4 protein-coding genes are annotated in these 4,834 nt (G+C 68.7%); 3 read left to right on the forward strand and 1 reads right to left on the reverse strand.

Features of this window, described 5'->3' with window-relative positions:
• Positions 1-136 precede the first annotated feature (136 nt).
• Entirely contained in the window at positions 137-1,204 is a 1,068-nt protein-coding gene (locus ACRDPS_RS14115) for a trans-sulfuration enzyme family protein (RefSeq protein WP_431502279.1), read from the reverse strand.
• Positions 1,205-1,385: 181 nt separating this feature from the next.
• Between ACRDPS_RS14115 and ACRDPS_RS14120 the strand changes: the two genes are divergently transcribed.
• The 3 genes from ACRDPS_RS14120 to ACRDPS_RS14130 are packed head-to-tail and all read left to right on the forward strand — an operon-like array spanning position 1,386 to position 4,775.
• Entirely contained in the window at positions 1,386-2,126 is a 741-nt protein-coding gene (locus tag ACRDPS_RS14120; protein ID WP_431502280.1) for an alpha/beta fold hydrolase, read from the forward strand.
• 23 nt (positions 2,127-2,149) lie between these two features.
• On the forward strand, positions 2,150-3,640 hold the full coding sequence (locus tag ACRDPS_RS14125) for a Mur ligase family protein (RefSeq protein ID WP_431502281.1): 1,491 nt from the start codon (positions 2,150-2,152) through the stop codon (positions 3,638-3,640).
• 19 nt (positions 3,641-3,659) lie between these two features.
• A complete protein-coding gene (locus tag ACRDPS_RS14130; RefSeq protein WP_431502282.1) occupies positions 3,660-4,775 on the forward strand; it encodes a hypothetical protein in 1,116 nt (371 codons plus the stop codon).
• Positions 4,776-4,834 lie beyond the last annotated feature (59 nt).

Below are 4,834 nucleotides of genomic sequence, written 5' to 3' on the forward strand. Positions count from 1 at the left end.
GATGCCCAGCCACCGACTCCACATCCAGCAGTTCAAGCTGCCGATCGGACTCACCCTGCATACCCACAGGATTTCAGACCAACCCGCCGATCACGGGAGGCGCGCCTTTTGTTCAGCAGTCTCCTAGCCCGAGTCCCTAGCGCTCGAGCCGCTCCAGCGCCTGCTCGAGATCGGCCCAGAGGTCATCGACGTCCTCCACGCCGACCGACATCCGCACCAGCCCGTCGGGGACGGTCGCGGACTCGGTCTTCCAACGCCGCCGACGCTCGAAGGTCGACTCGACGCCGCCGAGAGAGGTGGCATGGACCCAGAGCGAGGTGGCGTGGGTGAGGAAGTCTGCCTGCTCCGCGGTGTGAAGGACGGCGGCGAGCATGCCTCCGAACCCGGGGTAGCGGACCTCCGCGACGGCCGGATGCGCTGCCAGGCGCTCGGCGAGGGTCGCCGCGTTGGCCGCGGAACGCTCGACGCGCAGGTGCAACGTACGAAGCCCGCGAAGTGCCAGCCAGGCCTCGAAGGGGCCGGGGATCGCGCCGAGGAGGTCGCGACGGGACTTGAGTACGTCCCAGAGCGCGTCGTCGGAGACGACGACCGCCCCCATGACGACATCGGAGTGTCCGGCGATGAACTTGGTGGCCGAGTGGATGACGATGTCCGCGCCGAGCGCGAGCGGCTGCTGGAGCAGGGGAGTGGCGAAGGTGTTGTCGACCACGACCCGCGCCCCGGCCTCGTGGGCGGCGGCGATGATCGCCGGAAGGTCGGCGAGCTGCATCCCGGGGTTGGTCGGCGTCTCGACCCACACCAGCGCGACCTCGCCGTCGAGCTCCTTCAGCAGCTTCACGACCGCGGCCGTGTCGGAGAAGTCGGCCAGCTTCGCGGTCAGGCGGCCTCGTGCCTCCAGGTCCGCCATCTGCCCGATGGTGCCGAGGTAGCTCTGCTCGGTGGCCACGACGACCGAGTCGTTGACCAGGTCGAGCAGCGTCGCGACGGCCGCGAGCCCGGAGGCGAACGACAGCGCCCGTCCGCCCTCGAGCTGACCGAGCGCGTCCTCGAACGCCACCCAGGAGTCGTTGGTGTAGCGCCCGTACTCCTTGTCGCCGCCGGCCACATAGGTCGACGCCATCGTGATCGGTACGTTGAGCGGCTGGTCGGGCTCGTGGGCCGGCCGCCCGGCGTGGACGGCGATCGTGGCGGGCTTGTGATCCATGTGGCCGAGCCTATGCGGCGGTTGGGGGCGGCAGGTCTGGGGGTAACACGTCGTTCGTAGGACTATCCGGTCGTTCTAATAGGGCGAGTAGTCCTACGAACAACGTGTTACCCCGGACGTCCGGCCGCTCACGCGCCGCGCGGTTATCGATCCCTGCGCCGTCCCAGATAGGGTTGCGGCCGTGTTGACGACCCTGCTGGATGGACGTGCCTTCGGTGAGAAGCACGGCAAAGGTGCTGCCACCGTCGTCGCCCTGCACGGCTGGGCGCGCAACCGCGGTGACTGGGGTTCGACGCTCGACGGTCTCGATGCGCTCGCGCTCGACCAGCCGGGCTTCGGCGCCACCCCTGCTCCGGACGAGGCCTGGGACACGAAGCAGTACGCCGAATGGCTCGCCAAGATCCTGCGCGATCTCGATCGGCCGGTGCTCGTCGGACACTCCTTCGGCGGCCGGGTCGCGGTACAGCTCGCTGCTGCGCACCCCGAGCTCGTCCGTGGGCTCGTGATCACCGGCCTGCCTCTGTTCCGTCCCAAGGCCGGCGGGAAGCCCAAGCTGACCTATCGGATCGGTCGCTGGGCCTATGCCAAGAAGCTCATCCCGGAGTCAAAGATGGACGAGCTGCGCGAAAAGTACGGCTCCTCGGACTACCGCAACGCCAAGGGCGTGATGCGGGGGGTGCTAGTGAAGGCTGTCAACGACGACTACACCGAGCAGCTGGAGGCGATTGCCCCCACAGACCTTCCGGTCAGGCTGATCTGGGGCGAGAACGACACCGCCGCCCCGGTCTGGATGCCCGGTGAGGCGATGGAGATCCTGGGCGACAACGCGACCCTGGAGATCGTCCCGGGATCCGCACACCTGCTCGACGCCGGGCTGATCAAGAGCCTTCGCGCCGCCATCGACGACCTGCGTACGAACTGAACCTGAGGGGCTGAAGAAGAAGCATGTGGATCGTCCTGGTCACCTCCGCGCTGACCCTGGTCTCCTACTATCGCTGGCTGCGGGTCGCCCAGCGTGAGCACTACGAGCCGTCGCGACTGTTCGCGGTCGAGTGGATCTGGGTCAAGGCCCGTCCGGTCGAGGCGATCCTGCTCGGTGCGGTGATCGTGGTCTGCCTGGCCTCGTTCGTGCTGCCCTACGGCGCCCTCATCGGCGCGCTGCTGTTCCTCGGCTGGCCGGTGGGGATGAGCTTCGCCGGAGCCAAGCGGCTGGTCTGGACCGACCGCGTCAAGCGCCTGGCCGGAGTCCTCTTCGTGCTGCACGCGCTCGTCACCCTCCTGATCGCGCTCCTCGCGCCGACCGCCGCCGGCCTGCTGCCGATCCTCGCGGTCCCGCTCGCGGAGGCGGCGCTGGCGATCATGTGGCCGGTCGAGAGGTCGATGGCGAAGAAGTGGCAGGTCCAGGCGGCCGCCACGATCAAGAAGGTGAACCCGAGGATCGTCGCGATCACCGGCTCCTACGGCAAGACCTCGACCAAGAACTACGCCACCCACCTCATGCAGGGCCGCTGGTCGACGCTGGCCTCGCCGGCCTCCTTCAACAACGCGATGGGCCTCTCCCGCGCGGTCAACGACCGCCTCCAGCCCGGCACCGACATCTTCGTGGCCGAGATGGGGACGTACGGCCCGGGTGAGATCGCCGAGCTGACCGAGATCTTCCCGCCCGAGGTCGCCGCGATCACCACGATCGGTGAGGCGCACCTGGAGCGGATGAAGTCGCGCGAGACGATCGTGAAGGCCAAGTCGGAGATCCTCCCGATGGCCGCCACCGTGGTGCTCAACATCGACGTACCCGAGCTTGCCCTCATCGCCGAGAACCTCCGCGCCAGCAAGCGCGTCATCGCCTGCTCCGCGGTGCCGGGCACCGACGCCGAGGTCGTGGTGACCGACGGTGCGCTGACGATCAACAACGAGACGTACGCCGTCGAGCTGCCCGACGAGGTCGGGCACCCGATCAACGTGGCGATCGCCGTCGGGCTGGCGCTGGCGGTCGAGGTCCCGATCGAGACGATCACCCAGCGACTGGCGTCGATCCCCGGTACGCCGCACCGCGCCGAGACCAACAAGACCCCCGGCGGCGTGTGGGTCGTCGACGACACCTTCAACTCCAACCCGACCGGCGCCGCCGCCGCGCTGGACAAGGCCAAACGGCTGGCGGGGGAGTCGGGCACGGTGTGGACCATCACTCCCGGTATGGTCGAGCTGGGCACGGAGCAGGCCGCGCGCAACATCGAGTTCGCGCAGGCTGCCACGGCCTCCGACAAGATGCAGCTGTGCATCGTCGGTCGCACCAACCGAAAAGCGCTGCGCGCGGGGGAGCCGGCGCGCACCATTGCGTTCGACAGCCGCAAGGCGGCAGCGGATCATGCTCTGACCGCCGCCAAGGAGGGCGACGTGGTGTTGTACGAGAATGACCTCCCCGACCACTACGCGTAGCACCCCAGGAGAACCACGAATGACCGTAACCAAGGCGACCGTCGTCTTCGGCGGCCCCAGCGCCGAGCACGACATCAGCATCCTCACCGGCCTGCAGGCCGAGCGGGTTCTCTCCGGTGCCGGTGTCGAGGTGACCTGCCTCTACTGGGCACGCTCCGACAAGTGGTTCCTGGTGCCCGCCAAGCAGGAGGCTCGTGACTTCCTCGGCGGCGAGCCGAAGGGCTCCAAGGCCGTCGAGTTCCGCCTGGGTGCCGAGAAGGGCGACGGCTTCTACACCGTCGGCGGCTTCGGCGGCGGCAAGCGCCTGGAGACCGGCCCGATCCTCTCCGCCTTCCACGGCGGCGCGGGCGAGGCCGGCGGCATCCAGTGGCTCTTCGAGCTCGCCGGCCTCAAGGCCACCGGCGCCACCCCGGCCTCTGCCGCGCTCGGCATGGACAAGCTCGCCTTCGGCGCGGTCATGCTCAACGCCGGCCTGCCCTCGCTGCAGCGTGAGCTGCTCTCGCGCTTCGCCGCGCCGTCCTTCGCCGGCCCCTACATCGTCAAGCCGCGCTTCGGCGGCTCCTCGATCGGCATCGAGGTCGTCGACGACTACGAGACCGGTCTGGCGCTCCTCAACACCTCGCCGCACCTGCGTGCCGGCGCGATCGTCGAGCCCTACCGCCCCGACCTCTTCGACCTCAACGCGAGCGTTCGCACCGCACCCGAGGTCGCCGTCTCCGAGGTCGAGCGCCCGGTGCGCTCGGACGAGGCGAAGATGTATGACTACTCGGCCAAGTACGTCCACACCGACGGCCTCTCCTCGAGCCCGCGCGAGTTCCCGGCCCAGGTCGAGGAGTCGGTCACCAAGCAGATCAAGGACCTCGCCGTACGCGTCGTGGAGCTCACCGGCCTGACCGGCATCCTCCGCATCGACTTCCTCTCCGACGGCAAGGGCGAGGTCTTCATCAACGAGGTCAACTCGATCCCGGGCGCCCTCTCCCTCTACCTGTGGCCCGACACCCCGGCCTCCGATGTGCTCACCAGCGCCATCGAGGAGGCCGAGAAGCACGTGCCTCAGGTCACCCGCAACTTCGAGGAAGGCGTCGCCCTCAAGGCCGCCGGCGGGATCGCCGGCAAGCTCACCGGCCTGAGCTGACACCCTGCCGAGTCGGCTCGTCCTGACCGATTTCTCCGCCGAGCCGGCTCGTTATAACG

The organism is Nocardioides sp. (genome assembly GCF_050699375.1).
GTDB lineage: Bacteria > Actinomycetota > Actinomycetes > Propionibacteriales > Nocardioidaceae > Nocardioides.

What these genes read in the sequence shown, in the direction of transcription:
- ACRDPS_RS14115 (WP_431502279.1), bottom strand. Translation starts at nt 1,204, where the DNA reads ATGGATCACAAGCCCGCCACGATCGCCGTCCACGCCGGGCGGCCGGCC.
- ACRDPS_RS14125 (WP_431502281.1), top strand. Translation starts at nt 2,150, where the DNA reads ATGTGGATCGTCCTGGTCACCTCCGCGCTGACCCTGGTCTCCTACTAT.
- ACRDPS_RS14130 (WP_431502282.1), top strand. Translation starts at nt 3,660, where the DNA reads ATGACCGTAACCAAGGCGACCGTCGTCTTCGGCGGCCCCAGCGCCGAG.